Source organism: Acidovorax sp. GW821-FHT10A04, assembly GCF_059415825.1.
This window is the reverse complement of the sequence record NZ_JBWKNZ010000003.1, coordinates 530145-547616: the sequence shown is the minus strand read 5'-3', so window position 1 is coordinate 547616 and position 17472 is coordinate 530145. Positions and strand designations below refer to the sequence as shown.

17 protein-coding genes and 1 rRNA gene are annotated in these 17472 nt (G+C 67.6%); 13 read left to right on the top strand and 5 right to left on the bottom strand.

The genetic code is table 11. The annotated features are described in order from the left end of the window. Nucleotides 1-113: 113 nt before the first annotated feature. Together rrf and AC07PF_RS10200 are read left to right on the top strand one after the other, a co-directional pair. A 5S ribosomal RNA gene (gene rrf, locus AC07PF_RS10205) occupies nt 114-226 on the top strand. Nucleotides 227-457: 231 nt separating this feature from the next. Next, on the top strand, nt 458-898 hold the full coding sequence (locus AC07PF_RS10200) for a YciI family protein (protein WP_007860637.1): 441 nt from the start codon (nt 458-460) through the stop codon (nt 896-898). 69 nt (nt 899-967) lie between these two features. Here AC07PF_RS10200 and AC07PF_RS10195 read toward each other — a convergent pair whose 3' ends face one another. Beyond that, on the bottom strand, nt 968-2053 hold the full coding sequence (locus AC07PF_RS10195) for an MBL fold metallo-hydrolase (protein ID WP_007860639.1): 1086 nt from the start codon (nt 2051-2053) through the stop codon (nt 968-970). 116 nt (nt 2054-2169) lie between these two features. Here AC07PF_RS10195 and AC07PF_RS10190 point away from each other — a divergent pair, with 116 nt between their 5' ends. The 9 genes from AC07PF_RS10190 (at nt 2170) to AC07PF_RS10150 (ending at nt 11246) form a co-directional block, all read left to right on the top strand. Further along, nucleotides 2170-2565: a MerR family transcriptional regulator gene (locus tag AC07PF_RS10190; protein ID WP_007860641.1), complete on the top strand. Its 396-nt coding sequence runs from the start codon at nt 2170-2172 to the stop codon at nt 2563-2565. A gap of 54 nt (nt 2566-2619) precedes the next feature. Continuing rightward, nucleotides 2620-3081: a PaaI family thioesterase gene (locus tag AC07PF_RS10185; RefSeq protein WP_007860643.1), complete on the top strand. Its 462-nt coding sequence runs from the start codon at nt 2620-2622 to the stop codon at nt 3079-3081. A 220-nt stretch (nt 3082-3301) separates the two neighbouring features. After that, entirely contained in the window at nt 3302-4492 is a 1191-nt protein-coding gene (locus AC07PF_RS10180) for an isovaleryl-CoA dehydrogenase (protein WP_007860644.1), read from the top strand. A gap of 39 nt (nt 4493-4531) precedes the next feature. Then, nucleotides 4532-5191, top strand: coding sequence for a carbonate dehydratase (gene can / locus AC07PF_RS10175; protein WP_494611750.1), 660 nt, complete (start codon nt 4532-4534; stop codon nt 5189-5191). Nucleotides 5192-5223: 32 nt separating this feature from the next. Beyond that, the gene (aceK, locus tag AC07PF_RS10170) at nt 5224-7026 is read left to right on the top strand and encodes a bifunctional isocitrate dehydrogenase kinase/phosphatase (protein ID WP_007860648.1); all 1803 of its coding nucleotides are present in this window, start codon (nt 5224-5226) and stop codon (nt 7024-7026) included. Nucleotides 7027-7071: 45 nt separating this feature from the next. Beyond that, a complete protein-coding gene (locus AC07PF_RS10165) occupies nt 7072-8262 on the top strand; it encodes an acetyl-CoA C-acyltransferase (RefSeq protein WP_494611749.1) in 1191 nt (396 codons plus the stop codon). Nucleotides 8263-8318: 56 nt separating this feature from the next. Then, nucleotides 8319-9359, top strand: a complete 1041-nt coding sequence (locus tag AC07PF_RS10160) for a DUF695 domain-containing protein (RefSeq protein ID WP_494611748.1) — start codon at nt 8319-8321, stop codon at nt 9357-9359. 33 nt (nt 9360-9392) lie between these two features. Beyond that, nucleotides 9393-10061, top strand: coding sequence for an SDR family oxidoreductase (locus tag AC07PF_RS10155; protein ID WP_494611747.1), 669 nt, complete (start codon nt 9393-9395; stop codon nt 10059-10061). Nucleotides 10062-10115: 54 nt separating this feature from the next. Further along, complete coding sequence (locus AC07PF_RS10150; RefSeq protein WP_494611746.1) at nt 10116-11246, top strand: acyl-CoA dehydrogenase family protein; 1131 nt, start codon at nt 10116-10118, stop codon at nt 11244-11246. A gap of 15 nt (nt 11247-11261) precedes the next feature. On the opposite strand, the gene AC07PF_RS10145 is transcribed toward AC07PF_RS10150, so the two are convergent. The 4 genes from AC07PF_RS10145 to AC07PF_RS10130 all read right to left on the bottom strand — a co-directional run bounded on the left by AC07PF_RS10145 (nt 11262) and on the right by AC07PF_RS10130 (nt 16219). Continuing rightward, the gene (locus AC07PF_RS10145) at nt 11262-13043 is read right to left on the bottom strand and encodes an ATP-binding protein (protein WP_494611745.1); all 1782 of its coding nucleotides are present in this window, start codon (nt 13041-13043) and stop codon (nt 11262-11264) included. 15 nt (nt 13044-13058) lie between these two features. After that, on the bottom strand, nt 13059-14882 hold the full coding sequence (locus AC07PF_RS10140; RefSeq protein ID WP_494611744.1) for a sensor histidine kinase: 1824 nt from the start codon (nt 14880-14882) through the stop codon (nt 13059-13061). Then, the gene (locus tag AC07PF_RS10135) at nt 14882-15550 is read right to left on the bottom strand and encodes a response regulator transcription factor (protein WP_145695946.1); all 669 of its coding nucleotides are present in this window, start codon (nt 15548-15550) and stop codon (nt 14882-14884) included. The genes AC07PF_RS10140 and AC07PF_RS10135 overlap by 1 nt, the downstream gene beginning before the upstream one ends. A gap of 189 nt (nt 15551-15739) precedes the next feature. Next, nucleotides 15740-16219 (bottom strand): DUF421 domain-containing protein, encoded by a 480-nt coding sequence (locus AC07PF_RS10130; protein ID WP_007860664.1) that lies wholly within the window; start codon nt 16217-16219, stop codon nt 15740-15742. Nucleotides 16220-16330: 111 nt separating this feature from the next. Here AC07PF_RS10130 and AC07PF_RS10125 point away from each other — a divergent pair, with 111 nt between their 5' ends. Beyond that, entirely contained in the window at nt 16331-17038 is a 708-nt protein-coding gene (locus AC07PF_RS10125; protein WP_494611743.1) for a DUF4197 domain-containing protein, read from the top strand. 11 nt (nt 17039-17049) lie between these two features. Beyond that, on the top strand, nt 17050-17460 hold the full coding sequence (locus AC07PF_RS10120) for a YchJ family protein (protein WP_494611742.1): 411 nt from the start codon (nt 17050-17052) through the stop codon (nt 17458-17460). Nucleotides 17461-17472: the final 12 nt, after the last annotated feature.

Below are 17472 nucleotides of genomic sequence, written 5' to 3'. Positions count from 1 at the left end.
CTCAAAGATTGTTATGCCAAGTTAGACGCAGTCAAAAATACAAAAATCTAATCTGATTCCATACTCTATGAATTCGTCAGGCTGTTCCTTGAACAGTCCGACACCAAGTTATGCCTGATGACCATAGCAAGTTGGTACCACTCCTTCCCATCCCGAACAGGACAGTGAAACGACTTTGCGCCGATGATAGTGCGGGTTCCCGTGTGAAAGTAGGTCATCGTCAGGCTCTTACAGCCCAACCGCCCCCAGTACCATTTTGGTATTGGGGGCGTTTGCTTTGGGGCGGCCGAAACGCGTTTGCCCCATCGGGTGGCCAGGCAGGGGCCGCTCCGTGCTGCGGCTCCCCGGTGCCCTGGGGCGCCAATATTTCGTTGCATGTGTCGAATGCGCGCTCCCTGGTCCGTCGTGTATACAGAGCCTCTTGCTCTGTCTGTCCAACCGACCCAAGGAGAACCCCATGCGATTCATGATTCTGGTCAAGGCCGATGCCAACAGCGAAGCGGGCGTGATGCCTCGCGAGGACATGCTGGCCGAGATGGGCCGCTTCAATGAAGAACTGGTGCAGGCCGGCGTAATGCAGGCCGGTGAAGGCCTGCATCCCAGCTCCAGGGGCGCTCGCGTGCGCTTTGCGGGCAGGGACCGCCAGGTGGTCGATGGGCCGTTCGCTGAAACCAAGGAGCTGATTGCAGGCTTCTGGATCTGGAAATGTGCCTCCCTGCAGGAGGCCATCGCCTGGGTCAAGCGCTGCCCGAACCCGATGCTGGGCGAGTCCGAGATCGAGATCCGCCAGATCTTCGAGGCCGAGGACTTTGGCGCCGAATTCACGCCTGAACTGCGGGCCCAGGAAGAGCAGCTGCGCACACGGGTGGAAGAACAGCTGCGGCAGCAGGACGCCTGACACGGCAGGCAGGCGAACCGCGGTGCAGCCCATTGGCGCTATGAAGGCGCCTATTGGCTGCAAAAGCCGTCAGTTGGCAGGCGGCTGCTGCCGGGGCCCGAAGCGGTACACGCCCTGGTCGTCGAGTGTGCGCTCGAAGCCGCCGTCCAGCCACAGCAGGTGCAGGTGGGCGAGTGCCTCGCCCAGGGCGAAGGTCATCTGGTGCGGGTCGAGCGGGCGCTTGAACATCACGGGCAACACATCCGTGGCCGACAGCGGGCCGTGGAGGCTGGCATCCACGATCTCCTGCAGGCGCTCCTGGTGGTGGGCTTGCAGTTGCCCGATGCGCACATGCAGGCCCGTGAACGGCTTGCCGTGCGAAGGCAGCGTCAGCGTGTCCGCCGGCAGCGCCAGGTAGCGCTTGATCGAGGTGAGGAACAGCCGCAGCGGATCGGCTTCGGGCTCGGCCGCGTGCACGCTCACATTGGTGGAGATGCGCGGCAGCACCATGTCGCCGCTGACCAGCACCGACAGCTCGGGGCAGTGCAGGGCGATGTGCTCGGGCGCATGGCCATAGCCGCTGATGCAGTTCCAGCTGCGCCCGCCGATCTCGACGGCATCGCCATCCATCAGGCGTCGGTAGGTGGTGGGCAGGTCCGGCACCAGCGAGTGGTAGTAGGAGCCGCGGCCCTGCACGTGGCTGAGGAACTCCTCGTCGCGCGCACCATGCGAGGTATAGAAATCGGTTGCGGCCTCGCCGCTGAATCCATCGCGGTTGCCGATGGCCGCGCGGGCCGCGTAGTAGTCGGTGGCGCTGATCCACAGGCGCACGTCCCAGCGCGCGCAGAGCCAGTGCGCCAGGCCGATGTGGTCCGGGTGCATGTGGGTCACGATCACGCGCAGGATGGGCAGGCCGTCCAGGCTGGAGGCGAACACCTCCTCCCACTGCGCGCGCGTGAGCGGGTTGTCGATGCAGCAGTCCACCACCGTCCAGCCGTCCACCAGGGTGTTGCCTACCTGCTGGCGGTCGCGCAGCAGCCACAGGTTGATGTGGTCGAGTGCAAACGGCAGGCCCATGCGGATCCAGCGCACCCCGGGTGCCACGTCCATCGCCACCCCCGGCGTTGGAAGAGTGTCGCCCATCGGGTAGGTGATTTGGTGTTCGAGGGGGTTCATGCAGTGCCTGGTTGGGTTAGCATTGACGTTAACGTAAACGTCAGATTCACTGCATTGTAGGGACGGTTCGCAAAGCGACTGTCGCCAGTGCGAAACCCGTCTCCCGCACGAAGCCCATGGCCACCTCCTACACCATCAGCGACCTTGCCAAAGAGTTCGACCTCACGACGCGCGCCATGCGCTTCTACGAAGACATGGGCCTGCTGCAGCCCGAGCGCACCGGCCCGGCCGGCCGCAACCGCATCTACAGCGCACGCGATCGCACCCGCCTGCGCCTGACTCTGCGCGCCAAGCGCCTGGGCCTGTCGCTGACCGAGGCCAAGGAAATCATCGACCTGTACGACAGCCCGCGCGACACGGGCGCGCAGCTGCGCAAATTCCTCGAGGTGCTGGCACTGCACCGCAGGCAGCTGGAGGAGCAGCTGGCCGACCTGCAGGCCAACCTGGAGGAGGTGGAAGAACACGAGCAGGAGGCCCGGGCACTGCTCGACAAGGTCGAACAGCAAAAATGAGCCATAATTGACGTTTACGTAAACGTCAATTCAATTTCCTTCCAGGAACCTGCCGTGACCAGCCCTGCTTTCGAGGTGAGAAGTCCACGCTATGTGCAGCGTGTGAAGGACAGTTTCGCCCTGCAGGGCGCCATGCAGACGCTGGGCGCCCGCCTGGCCCGCATCGAGCCCGGTGCGGTGGACATCGAACTCGACTGGGCCGCCGGTCTCACGCAGCAGCACGGCTTCCTGCATGCCGGCATGGTCGCCACGGCCCTCGATTCCGCCTGCGGTTACGCCGGGTTCACCTTGATGGGCGACGATGCCGCCGTGCTCACCATCGAATTCAAGATCAACCTGCTGGCCCCTGCCCAGGGCGAGCGCTTTCGCATGGAAGGCCGGGTGCTCAAGCCCGGCCGCACCATCACCGTGACCGAAGGGCGCGCCTATGCCGTGGGCGCCCAGGGCGACAAGCTGGTGGCCACCATGGGCTGCACGCTGATGGCCGTGACCGGCCGCGACAACATCCGGGGCTGAGATGAGACACCCCCTGAGTCGCTTCGCGCCTTCCCCCTCTCTCGTCCCGCTGCGCGAGGCGGGAGGGGGACGCCCCCAGTGCGGCGGGGCGGCCCTTGCACGGGGGCACTGGCTTTTGCCGTGCCAGTTTTATCCCGCGCATGTGGCTCCCAGCGCCGTGGACAACTGAGATCGTCGTGCCCCAAATCCTCACCATTCACTTCCTACCAGGAGACAAACCATGAGCATCCCCGCGAACCTGCCAGGCCTGAACTTCCAACTGGGCGAAGACATCGACGCCCTGCGCGACGCCGTGCGCGACTTCGCGCAGGCCGAGATCGCCCCGCGCGCTGCCGAGATCGACCGCAATGACCAGTTCCCCATGGACCTGTGGCGCAAGATGGGCGAGCTCGGGGTGCTGGGCATCACCGTGCCCGAACAGTACGGCGGTGCCGCCATGGGCTACCTGGCGCACATGGTGGCCATGGAGGAGATCTCGCGTGCCAGCGCCTCGGTGGGCCTGTCCTACGGCGCGCACAGCAACCTGTGCGTGAACCAGATCAACCGCAACGGCAGCGAAGCGCAAAAGGCCAAGTACCTGTCCAAGCTGATCAGCGGCGAGCATGTGGGTGCCCTGGCGATGAGCGAGCCCGGTGCAGGTTCCGACGTGATCAGCATGAAGCTCAAGGCCGAGGACAAGGGCGGCTACTACCTGCTCAACGGCAGCAAGATGTGGATCACCAACGGCCCCGATGCCGACACCCTGGTGGTCTACGCCAAGACCGAGCCCGAGCTGGGCGCGCGCGGCGTCACCGCCTTCCTGATCGAGAAGGGCATGCCCGGCTTCAGCGTGGCGCAAAAGCTCGACAAGCTGGGCATGCGCGGCAGCCACACGGGTGAGCTGGTGTTCAACAACGTCGAGGTGCCCGCCTCCCAGATCCTGGGCGGCCTGAACCAGGGCGCCAAGGTGCTCATGAGCGGGCTGGACTACGAGCGCGCGGTATTGACCGGAGGACCTCTGGGGATCATGCAATCGGTGATGGACAACGTCATCCCTTACATTCACGACCGCAAGCAGTTCGGCCAGAGCATTGGCGAATTCCAGCTCATCCAGGGCAAGGTGGCCGACATGTACACCGTGCTCCAGGCGGGGCGCTCGTTTGCCTACACCGTGGCCAAGAACCTGGACATGCTGGGGACCGACCATGTGCGCCAGGTTCGCAAGGACTGCGCCAGCGTCATCCTCTGGTGCGCCGAGAAGGCCACCTGGATGGCGGGCGAGGGCGTGCAGATCTTCGGCGGCAACGGCTACATCAACGAGTACCCCCTGGGGCGCCTGTGGCGTGATGCCAAGCTGTACGAGATCGGCGCGGGCACGAGCGAGATCCGCCGCATGCTGATTGGCCGGGAACTGTTTGCCGAGACCTGCTGAACCCGCAGGCCGATTCCACCTTTTGAGAGCCGAGACCCCATGAGCACCTCCATCGAAGACCTGTTTGTCCACAACCGCGCCTGGGCGGCCCAGATGGAGCGTGAGCGCCCCGGCTTCTTCACCGGCCTGCTGGCGCAGCAAAAGCCCAAGTACATGTGGGTTGGGTGCTCCGACAGCCGCGTACCCGCCAACCAGATCACCGGGCTGGAGCCTGGCGAGGTCTTCGTGCACCGCAACGTGGCCAACGTGGTGGTGCCCACCGACCTCAATTGCCTGTCCACCATCCAGTACGCGGTGGACCAGCTGCACATCGAGCACCTGATGGTCGTGGGCCACTACGGCTGTGGCGGCGTGCTGGCCGCGCTGGAAGGCATCCGCGTGGGCCTCGCCGACAACTGGATCCGCCACGTGCAGGACGTGCGCGACCGCCACCGTGAACTGATCGCCGCCACTGCGCCCGAATGGCGCCACGATGTGCTGTGCGAGCTCAACGCCATCGAGCAGGTGGTCAACATCGCCCAGACCACGGTGATGCTCGACGCCTGGGGCCGCGGCCAGAAGGTCACGCTGCACGGCTGGTGCTATGGCCTCAAGGATGGCCTGATCAACAACCTGCACATGACGGTGGACAGCACCGAGGGGCTGGAGTCGCTGTACAAGGCGGCCATCGCGGGCGTGGCCGCCACCCGGCGAGGCTGAGCCCACGGCCCTGCAGGATCGGTAGGCAGCCCATGTTCCCGCAACGACTCGATTCGCCCCAGGCGTACGACATCGCCAAGGCGATGATGGACGGCTTCAACCGCCACTACCGCCTGTTCCGTACCGAGTCCGCGCGGGCCAAGCACCGCTTCGAGACCGCAGACTGGCATGGCCAGCAGCGCGCCCAGCGCGAGCGCATCGAGTTCTACGACCTGCGCGTCAAGGAATGCGTGCGCCGGCTCGAAAAGGAGTACGACGCCGGCACCCAGCCCATGGATGTGTGGCACCAGGTCAAGCTCCACTACATCGGCCTTTTGGTCAACCACCACCAGCCCGAGCTGGCCGAGACCTTCTTCAACTCGGTGACCTGCAAGATCCTGCACCGCACGCATTTCCACAACGACTTCATCTTCGTGCGGCCCGCGGTAAGCACCGAGTACATCGAGAACGAAGAGCCCGCGGCCCGGCCCACCTACCGCGCCTACTACCCCTCGCGTGAGAGCCTGCACGGCACGCTCACCCGCATCATCGACAACTTCCAGCTGCAGGGCACGTTCGCGGACCTGTCGCGCGACACCGGCCACGTGCTGCGCGCCATGCAGGGCCGCCTGGACAAGGTGCGCCTGCGCGCCAACTTCCAGATCCAGGTGCTGGCCAGCCTGTTCTTTCGCAACAAGGGCGCCTACGTGGTGGGCAAGATCATCAACGGCTTCAACGAAGTGCCGTTCGCCCTGCCCATCCTGCACGATGCCGATGGCCGGCTGTACATCGACGCGGCCCTGTTCGGCGAGGACGACCTGCAGATGCTGTTCAGCTTTGCGCGCGCCTACTTCATGGTGGACATGGAGATCCCGAGTGCCTACGTGCAGTTCCTGCGCAGCCTCATGCCACGCAAGCCGCGGGCCGAGATCTACAACGCCCTGGGCCTGGCCAAGCAGGGCAAGACGCTGTTCTACCGCGACTTCCTCTACCACCTCAGGCATTCGAGCGACCGCTTTCGCATCGCGCCCGGCATCAAGGGCATGGTCATGCTGGTCTTCGACCTGCCGTCCTTCCCGTTCGTTTTCAAGCTCATCAAGGACTACTTCCCGCACCAGAAGGAGACCACGCGCGAGCAGATCAAGGCCAAGTACCTGCTGGTCAAGCAGCACGACCGCGTGGGCCGCATGGCCGACACGCTCGAATACAGCGAGGTGGCCTTTCCGCGCGAGCGTTTCGACGACGAGTTGATCGCCGAGATCCAGAAGTTCGCGGAGAGCCAGCTGGAGATCAGCGACCGCGATGGCGATGGCCAGACCGAGGTCATCATCAAGCACCTGTACATCGAGCGGCGCATGATCCCGCTCAACATCTACCTGCAGGAGGCCTTCGACACCGGCCTGGCGGACAACCGCGCGCGCCAGCAGATGGAGCACAGCGTGATCGAGTACGGCAACGCCATCAAGGACCTGGTGGCCGCCAACATCTTCCCGGGCGACATGCTGTGGAAGAACTTCGGCGTCACGCGCAACGGCAAGGTCGTGTTCTACGACTATGACGAGATCGAATACCTCACCGACTGCAACTTCCGCCGCGTGCCCACGCCGCGCAACGAGGAAGAAGAGATGAGCGGCGAGATCTGGTACGCCGTGGGCCCGCGCGACGTGTTTCCCGAGACCTTCGGCCCCTTCCTGCTGGGCAACGACGCCGTGCGCGCCGTGTTCATGCAGCACCACGCCGACCTGCTGGACGCCGCGTTCTGGCAGTCGCACAAGGAGCGCATCCAGGCCGGCCATGTGTACGACGTGTTCCCCTACGACACCGACCGGCGCTTCCGGGACCGGCCGCGCGATTGAGTTTTTGACCAGACCCCCATCCAACCCACTGCAGGAGACATTGCCATGAGCAACCCCCAAGACCCCATCGTCATCGTCGGCGCCGCACGCACCCCCATGGGCTCGCTGCAGGGCGACTTCTCCAGCCTGGCCGCCCATGACCTGGGCGGCGCCGCCATCAAGGCCGCCATGGAGCGTGCCGGCGTCGCACCCGATGCCGTGGGCGAGGTGCTGTTCGGCAACTGCCTGATGGCCGGGCAAGGCCAGGCGCCCGCGCGCCAGGCGGCCTTCAAGGGCGGCCTGCCGAAGGGCGCGGGCGCGGTCACCCTGTCCAAAATGTGCGGCTCCGGCATGAAGGCCGCGATGATGGCCCACGACATGCTGCTGGCCGGCACGCACGACGTGATGGTCGCCGGCGGCATGGAGAGCATGACCAACGCTCCCTACCTGCTGCAGAAGGGCCGCGGCGGCTACCGCCTGGGCCATGACCGCATCTTTGACCACATGATGCTCGACGGCCTGGAAGACGCCTACGAGGCCGGCCGTTCCATGGGCACCTTCGGTGAAGACTGCGCCGCCAAGTACCAGTTCACGCGCGAGCAGCAGGATGCATTCGCCACCGCCAGCGTGCAGCGCGCCAAGGCCGCCACCGAATCGGGCGCGTTCGCGGCCGAGATCGTGCCCGTCACCGTCAAGACCCGTGCGGGCGAGACCGTGGTGTCGGTGGACGAAGGCCCGGGCAAGGTCAAGCTCGAGAAGATCGCCGGCCTGAAACCCGCCTTCAAGAAGGACGGCACCATCACCGCCGCGTCGAGCTCCAGCATCAACGACGGCGCCGCCGCGCTGGTGATGATGCGCGAATCCACTGCGAAGAAGCTCGGCTGCAAGCCCATCGCCCGCGTCGTGAGCCATGCCACGCACGCGCAGGAGCCCGAGTGGTTTGCCACCGCGCCCCTGGGCGCTACGCAGAAGGCGCTGGCCAAGGCCGGCTGGGCCGTGGGCGACGTGCAGCTGTGGGAGATCAACGAGGCCTTTGCCGTGGTGCCGATGGCGCTCATGAAGGAACTCGACCTGCCGCACGACAAGGTCAACGTGAACGGCGGCGCCTGCGCCCTGGGCCACCCCATCGGCGCCAGCGGCGCGCGCATCATGGTCACGCTGATCCATGCGCTGAAGGCCCGCGGCCTCACCAAGGGCCTGGCCACGCTGTGCATCGGCGGCGGCGAGGCCACGGCCATGGCGTTGGAACTGGTCTGATTTCGGCCAACAATAGCGATCTCACCACCACATCCTCCGTTCCGGAGCCCGCTGCCATGGACGCCACCCCTGCCGCCATCACCGCCTTCTGGCGCGAATTCGCCGACTCCGAGGGCGCCTTGCATGCCCTGCCGCTGCGCGAACGCGTGGAGGAGGGCAATGCCCTGCTGGAGCGGCATCTGGAAGGCCTGGCGCTGGAGATGTCCGGTGGCGACGGCGATGCGGTGGTGGACCTGATCGTCACCGCGCACGGCAGCATCGACCGCTTCCCCCTGCTCGCGCAGGTGGTGGCGGCCGCGCCCAGGCTGCAGCACCACGCAGTGCGTGCGTTCCGCGAGCGCACGCAGCAGCCGGACTTCCCGATCGGCATGGACGGCTTCGAGCTGTCCACCTCCGAGGTGCTGATCACCTGCAGCCAGGACGACGGACAGGCCGCGCTCGAGATCCGTTTCGCCCGCGAGATTCCGCAGGACTTCCAGGACCATGCGCGCAACATGGCCTTCATCATGATCGACCATGTGCTGGGCGAGTACGACTTTGCCGTGAAGGTCGGGGCTGTGGACTTCGTGGAGGAGTCGGCCGACCCCGATGCCGAGTGGACCCCGCTGAGCCTGCTGCCCCCCGTGTTCGACCGCTACTGGAGCGAGACCCTGGGGCGCACCGGCGACTTTCCCATGGGCGAGCATGAATGGGAGGGCCTGACCCTGGCCTTTGGCGGTTCGGACGACCAGGAGGCCGGGGAGTCGCAGGACACGGCCATCGTCATGATCAACCGCAGCGCCAACCCGGTCGCCATGCGTGCCGACCTGGCCTGGGCCCTCACCCTGGACCTGGCCGTGGGCGACCGCGCCGAGCTCGAAGCCGTGCAGGACCTGCACGACCAGGCCGCCACGCTGCTCGAGTTGCCGCAGCTGGGCATCCTGGCCTACACCATGAGCCGCGGTGGACGCCGCAAGGCCGTCTACTACGTGGGCGACGAGCAACTGGCCAAGCAGGCCCTGGCGCCGCTGCTGTTGCGCGACGAGGCCGCGTCCCTGGAGCTCTCGACCACTTTCGATCCCGCCTGGTCCGGCTACTTCGAATTCGCCGTGCACTGAAGGCTTTCACTTTTTATTGGAACGGGATTCGGCATGGCCACCATCCTCATCATTGGCGCATCGCGCGGCATCGGCCTGGAGCTGGTGCGCCAGTACACCGAGGCGGGCGAGCGCGTGATCGCCACCGCGCGCGACGATGCGGGGCGCGAGCGCCTGCAGGCCCTGGGCGCGCAGGTGCTCACCGTGGACGTCGCCAACCCCGCCAGCGTGAGCGGCCTGGCCTGGCTGCTCGATGGCGAAAAGATCGACCTGGCGCTGTATGTGGCGGGCGTGCTGCGCCGACCCAATGCGCTCACGCCGCCCACCCAACTGGACTTCGATGCCGTGATGCACACCAACGTGCTGGGCGCCATGCAGGCCCTTCCGCAGGTGGCGCCGATGGTGGCCGATGCCGGGGGCGTGTTCGCCTTCGTGTCCAGCTCCATGTCGCAGATCGGCAGCGTGGACGACAGCGAATCCTGGCTGTACCGCACCAGCAAGGCCGCGCTCAACATGGCCGTGGCTTCGGCCCAGCACGACTACCCGGGCGCCACCCTCATCACCATCGACCCCGGCTGGGTGCAGACGGACATGGGCGGTGGCGAAGCGCCGCTCACAGTGCAGGACAGCGTGAGCGGCATGCGCACCACGCTGGCCGGCGTGACCGCTGCCGACAAGGGCCGCCTGCTGCACCACGACGGCCGGCGCGCCGCGCACTGGTAGCCGCCTCAAGCCCCCTTTTTTCCATTCGTCCCACAACAAGATTCCGGAGACTCCATGCTGCTGACCCAAGACCAGGAAATGATCCGCGACGCCGTGCGCGATTTCGCGCAGGCCGAGCTGTGGCCCCACGCGGCGCGCTGGGACAAGGAGCACCACTTCCCGAAGGAGGCGCACCAGGGCCTGGCGGCGCTGGGCGCCTACGGCATCTGCGTGCCCGAAGAGCTGGGCGGCGCCAACCTCGACTATGTGACCCTGGCCCTGGTGCTCGAAGAAATCGCCGCGGGCGACGGCGGCACCAGCACCGCCATCAGCGTGACCAACTGCCCCGTCAACGCCATCCTCATGCGCTATGGCAATGCGCAGCAGAAGAAGGACTGGCTCACGCCGCTGGCCCAGGGCCGCATGCTGGGCGCCTTCTGCCTGACCGAGCCGCATGTGGGCTCGGACGCCTCCGCACTGCGCACCACCGCTGTGCGCCAGGGCGGCGACTACGTGATCAACGGCGTCAAGCAGTTCATCACCAGCGGCAAGAACGGCCATGTGGCCATCGTCATCGCCGTGACCGACAAGGGCGCGGGCAAGAAGGGCATGAGCGCCTTCCTCGTGCCCACCGACAACCCTGGCTACGTGGTGGCGCGGCTCGAAGACAAGCTGGGCCAGCACAGCAGCGACACGGCGCAGATCAACTTCGACAACTGCCGCATTCCGGCCGAGAACCTGATCGGTGCCGAGGGCGAGGGCTACAAGATCGCGCTCGGTGCGCTCGAAGGCGGGCGCATCGGCATCGCCGCGCAAAGCGTGGGCATGGCGCGCAGCGCCTTCGATGCGGCGCTGGCCTACTCCAAGGAGCGCGAGAGCTTCGGCACTGCCATCTTCAACCACCAGGCAGTGGGGTTTCGCTTGGCCGAATGCGCCACGCAGATCGAGGCCGCGCGCCAGCTCATCTGGCATGCCGCCGCGCTGCGCGATGCGGGCCGCCCCTGCCTCAAGGAGGCGGCCATGGCCAAGCTGTTCGCCAGCGAGATGGCCGAGCGCGTCTGCAGCGCCGCCATCCAGACCCTGGGCGGCTATGGCGTGGTGAACGACTTCCCGGTGGAGCGCGTCTACCGCGACGTGCGCGTGTGCCAGATCTACGAGGGCACGAGCGACGTGCAGAAAATCATCATCCAGCGCGCCTTGGCCTGAGCGTGCCGTACGGCATCAGTTGCCAGGCTGCCGCAGCCACTGTGCGAGCAGGGCATGCAGGGTGTCGGCGTCGACCGGCTTGCGCAGGACCAGGTAGCCCTGGGCGTCGGCCTCCTGCAGCTCGGGGGCGTCGAACTCGCCGCTGACCATGGCGCCATGGGCGTCGGGGCAGCGCTCCAGCAGCGCCAGCAGCACCTCGAAGCCGCTTTCGCCGGAGCGCAGTCGCTGGTCGCACAGGATGGCCTGCGGCGTGAACCCGGCTTCGATGTGGGCGAAGGCCTCGCCTGCGTTGGAGGCCAGGCGCACCTCCACCTCCCAGGTACCGAGCAGGGCCGCCCAGGCGCCCAGCACATGCGGGTCATCGTCGAGCACCAGGCAGCGCCCTGGCAGCGGGCCGTGGTGCCCTTGCGCGCCCAGCGGCGCCAGCTGCGCCGTCAGCGAGGGCGCTTCGGCGGCCGGCAGCTCGACCCAGAAGCACGATCCCTTGCCGAGCCGGGATCGAAGGCCCTGCCGGGCGCCCATCAGCGCCACGCAGCGGGCCACCACGGCCAGTCCCAGGCCGTGGCCGCTGCGGTGCAGCTGCCATGCGTGGTGGGGGCGGTAGAAGGCCTGGTAGATCTGGCCCTGTTCTTCCAGGGCGACACCGACCCCGGTGTCCCATACCTCGATGCGCCAGTGCCTGCCGCGCTGCCGAGCGCCCACCAGCACGCCGCCGTGCGGTGTGTAGCGCAGCGCGTTGTGCACCAGGTTGGCCAATGACTGCCGCGCCAGCGCCGGGTCGGCCAGCACGGTGGCATGGGGCGGCGGCCGGTGCAGCCGCAGGGCCAGGCGGCGCGCGCCGGCTTCGGCTGCAAACTGGGTGTGGATGTCGTCGAACAGCCCCTGGAGCGGCAGCGCAGCGGGCCGCAACTCCACCGCGCCCGATTCGATGCGCGACAGGTCCAGCAGGGCATCGAACATGTGGCTCACCGAGCGCATGCTGAGCCGCCACTGCGTGAGCAGACCCTCCAGCCGCGGGATGTCCTTGCCGTGCAGGGCAATGGCCTCGGCCAGCAGGCCCATGGCGTGCACGGGCTGGCGCAGGTCGTGCGCGGCGGTGCTCAAGAAGCGGTTCTTCTCGGCCAGCGCCATCTCGGCCGCGCTGCTGGCCTGGCGGTAGCGTTCCGCCAGGTCCCGGCTGTGCTCTTCGAGCGCCACCTGGCGCACGAAGAAGCGGTGCGAGTGGATGGCGCTGCGGTAGATCACCACCATCATCACCAGGGCGATGGGCAGGGTGAAGTACCAATGGCTCTCGAAGGCCCAGGGCATCAGCACGAGGCTGCCGCCCATGCCGAAGAAGAATGCCCGGTAGACCCGCCACGAGGCCGACATCTGGGCGGCGTTGACAGCCACCGTACCCATCAGGGCGGCGTACACCAGCAGCATGAAGTCGTAGCTGGCAGTGCCCATGGGCAGGACCACGGTCGATGCCAGCGCCACGCCATGGGCCAGCGCCAGCCGCTGCACACGGGGCTGCCAGGCCGCGAGCAGGTCGGCGGGCGGGTGTTCGAGCTGCTCGCGGCGGTAGCGGCGCAGCAGGTGCCATGCGTACCACAGGGCCGGCAGGTACAGCGCGCCCCAGACGAAGAAGCCGCGCGGGTTGCCGCCCAGCCAGGCCAGCAGCCCTCCGAACAGAAAACCCATGGCGGGCATGGCCGCCATGCTCAGGCGCAGGCGCGCAAAGGCGGCGCTCAGCAGCCGCAGGCGGCCTGCGTCGGTGGGCGTGGGGGTGTCCAGCGCTTGCTCTGACATGTCCATGTGCCATGCCTCCCGTCAGCGGCCGTGCCGGGGTTCCAGCCACTGGGCCAGCAGGGCATGCAGCCGGACCACGTCGAGCGGCTTGGGCAGCACCAGGTAGCCCTCGCTCTCGGCTTCCTGCAGCTCGGGCGAGTGCAGTTCTCCGCTGACCATGGCACCGTAGGCGCCGGGGCAGTGCGCCATCAGCGCGCGCAGGATGTCAAAGCCGCTCTCGCCCGAGCGCAGGCGCTGGTCGCACAGAATGGCCCCTGGGGTGAAGCCCGTGTCCACCAGCGCCCAGGCCTCGCTGGCGCAGCTGGCGAAGCGGGCGCTGATGCCCCAGGCCTGCAACAGCGCGGCCCAGGCAGTCGCCACCTGCGGGTCGTCGTCGATGACCAGGCAGGTGCCTGACAGCGAACCCAGGTCAGGCGGGCTGCCACCGCCGGCGTCCCATGCCAGGCCGCTGTGGCGGGCAGGCAGGGCGTGGCTGGCGACCAGGGTGGCCGCGGGCAGGTGCAGCCAGAACCGCGATCCCCTGCCCAGGCGCGATGCGAGCCCGTAGTCGGCGCCCATCAGCTTGGCGCAGCGTGCCACCACGGCCAGGCCGAGGCCATGGCCGTCGTTGCCGATGTTCCAGGCGTGCTGCGGGCGGTAGAACGGTGTGTAGATGCGCAGCTGGTCCTCCAGGGCCACGCCCACGCCGGTGTCCCAGACCTCGATCTGCCAGCCCCCGCGGCGCCGGCGCGCGGTGAGCAGCACGCCGCCGCGCAAGGTGTAGCGCAGTGCGTTGTGCACCAGGTTCACGACCGACTGGCGCAGCAGGTCCGCATCGGCCAGCACGGCGGCCTGGGGACCCGGCGGGCGCACGCGCAGCTGCAGCCCGCGCGTGCGCGCCTCCTCGCGAAACAGCGTGAGCACGTCGCCGAAGAGGGCCTCCAGGGCCACCGGTACGGCGTGCACGGCCACATGGCCGCCTTCGATGCGCGAGAGGTCCAGCAGCGAGTTGAACATCCGGTTGACCGAGTGCACGCTGCGCTGCAGGTCGGCCAGCGGGGCGGACAGGCCCGGGTCGTGGTTGCGCCGGGCAATGGCCGCGGCCAGCAGCCCCATGGCGTGCACGGGCTGGCGCAGGTCGTGCGCGGCGGTGCTCAGAAAGCGGTTCTTCTCTTCCAGGGCGGCCTGGGCTTCGTCGCGCGCCGCCAGGTAGCGCGCAGCCAGCTGCGCGCCGCGCTCTTCCAGCCGCACCTGCTGCACGAAGAAGCGGTGCGTCGCGTTGGAGTGGCGGTAGATGGCCAGGCTGAACAGCAGCGCCAACGGCAGGACGGCATGCCAGTGCCCCGGAAACACCCAGACCAGCAGGGGCAGCGATGCATTCCAGCCCGCCATGTACAGGCGCATGAACACGCTGAGCACGGGCGTCTGGAGGGTGGCATTGCCGACCACGATGGCGGCATTGGTCACCAGCAGCAGCAAGGCAAAGTCATAGTCCGCATGGCCGGCCACGATGGCCATGGGCGCGGTGATGCCGGCGCCGTGCAGCAAGGCGCATGCTTCGAGCCGGGGCTTCCACTTGCGCACCATGGCCTGGGCATCCAGGCGCTTGCGGTCGCGCAGGTGCAGGCGCCGCTGCACGGACATCACCAGCGCGAACAGGGCGTAGAAGCCGCACCACACCCACATCCACCGTGCATCGTGCCCCTGCGCGTAGAACAGCGTGAGCGCCAGCGACACCAGCGGCAGCACGAAGATGCTGGTGAGCAGGAAGCCGAAGGTCATCTGCAGCAGGCGGGCCTGCCCCTCCATGCTGATGGGGGCGTCGTCGGACCCCTCGGCCGGTGGTGCTGCCGCAGGCGAGGCCATCAGCCCGCAGGCCCTGTGGCCAGCACCAGCCTGCGCCCGCGCAATTGGGTGATGGCCTCGATGCGGTTGCGTGCACCCAGGCGCTGCAGGATGGCGGTGACATGCTCCTTGACCGTGCTTTCCGACAAGGCCAGGTCCAGCGCGATGCGCTTGTTGGGCTGGCCCAGCAGCACCAGGGCGAGGATTTCGCCCTGGCGGGTGGACAGGCCCAGCTCGGCCGGGGTCACGGGCAGCTCGCGGCTGCGCAGGCCGCCGGGTTGCACGCGCCCGGCCGGAACGAACCAGGTCAGGCCGCCCAGCAGCGCATGCACGGCCTGGGCAAAGGTGTTCGGGCTGTCCTGCTTGTGCAGGAAGCCGTGCGCACCGCTCGCGCGCGCGCGTTCGCTCAGGAGCGGGTCGTCGTCGCCGCTCATGACGGCAATGGCCGTGCCGGGGCAACTGGCCCGCAGCTGGGCGATCAGGCCCAGCGCTGCGCCTTCCGCCAGCCAGAAATCGATGAGGGCCAGCGCCGGTGCGCCATGGGTCGCCACCTGCTGCAGGCAGTCGGCTGCGTCGGTGGCCAGCCGCATCTCCATGTCCGGGCGCAGCGAGCGCAGAAACTCGGCCACCCCACGTGCCACCAGGGGGTGGTCGTCCAGGATGATGGCGTAGGGGGGCGTGGAAGACATTCGGTGGTGTGAAACCCGCAGAGAGGGCAAATTCTGCCAAGTGTTCCGCAAGATGGCTGCGGCGCCAACCCTACCCAGGTAGGGTTGGCATGCGCGTGCACAGTCGCTGCGGGGAGGCGCAGGCAGGTCTGCTACATCCGGATACCTTGAGGGCCTGCTCTCGCTCGGCACCGCCCACTGCCGGATCGATCAACCCGCGCTGTCGCGCTTGCGCAGCACCACGGTGATCTGCCCGTTGGTCTCGATGGTGGCGCGCTCCACCTCGTGCACGTGCAGGCAGCCGCCGGCGCGCAGCGCGGCCTCCAGGTCGTCGGTGGACAGCAGTTCCTTGTGCATCAGCTCGGTATGCACCTGGCCCTTGTCCACCAGCACGCGCGGCGTGCCGTCGATCAGGCGCTCCAGCCACCCGAAACGGAAGGTCAGGTTGGCCAGCACCACATGGCAGCCCATGAGCGTGCTGGCCGAGATCAGCCCGCCGACCAGGGAGTTGTCGCCCGCGTTCATCGAGTTCTGCACGGCATTGGACAGGATCAGCAGCAGCACCAGGTCGAACGGTGCGTACTGCCCCGTCTGGCGCTTGCCCGTGAGCCGCAGGAAGACCAGCAGGAACACGTAGACCAGGATCCCGCGCAGCACAAACTCCCACCAGGGCACGCTCATTTCCCACATGGTTCGACTCCTCGGACATGGATATCCGTGGGTGCCAGTCTACGGGGTCTGCGCGTGGGCGAAAATCGGACCTTGCCGTTCCTTGTGTCAGACCAGAGAGAGATACCACGCATGCTGCGTCGCGAATTCCACCACCATGCCAGCGCGGGGGCCCTGGGCGCCATGCTGCTGGCCGTTGCCAACCGGGCGCATGCCCTGTCGCTGGCCGATCTGTCGGCCGCCGACACCTCGGGCGGGCTCAAGGCCGCCCTGTCCCAGGGCGTGCAGGCGGCCGTTGCCTCGCTGGGCCGCCCCGACGGCTTCCTGGGCAACCCCCGGGTGCGCATTGGCCTGCCGGGGCAGCTCGATGATGCCGCCAAGCTTCTGAAGTCGCTGGGCCAGGGGCGGCGCATCGACGAGCTGGTTACCTCCCTCAACCGTGCCGCCGAAGCCGCCGTGCCACTGGGCAAGGATTTGCTGGTGCAGGCCGTCCAGAGCATGACCGTGACCGACGCCCGCAATATCCTGACCGGGGGCGACACCTCGGTGACGGCCTTCTTTGCAGAGAAGACGCGGGCCCCGCTGGGCGAGCGCTTCCTGCCCGTGGTGAACCAGGCCACCGAGAAGGTCGGCCTCACGCAGAAGTACAACGCCTTTGCCGGCAAGGCCGCCAGCTTCGGCCTGCTCAAGGCCGAGGACGCCAACCTGGCGCAGTACGTCACCGGGCGCACGCTCGACGGCCTGTACCTCATGATCGGCGAGGAAGAGCGCGCCATCCGCCAGAACCCCGCAGCGGCCGGTAGCGCCCTGGCCAAAAAAGTGTTCGGAGCACTGCGCTGAAAGGCTTCGCCATGGCGTCTTCCGACAACACCGCCTGCCCTTGCGGCCAGCTCAACGCGCGCCAGAAGCCCCTGGCCTACGCCGACTGCTGTGGCCGTTATGTGGAGCACTTCGACACCACGCCCGCGCCCGATGCGCAACACCTCATGCGCTCGCGCTACAGTGCCTTCGTGCTGGAGCGCGCCGACTACCTGCAGGCCACCTGGCATGCACGCACCCGGCCCGCGCAGCTCGACTTCGACCCCGGCGCCCGCTGGCTGGGCCTGGCGGTGCGCAGCCAGCGCAGCACGGGCGAGGACACGGCCGAAGTCGAGTTCGTCGCCCGCTACCGAGTCGGCGGCCGCGCCGTGCGCCTGCACGAGACCAGCCGCTTCGTGCGCGAGGGCGGGCGCTGGTTCTATGTCGATGGTGACCAGCAGTGACCGCCATCCTTC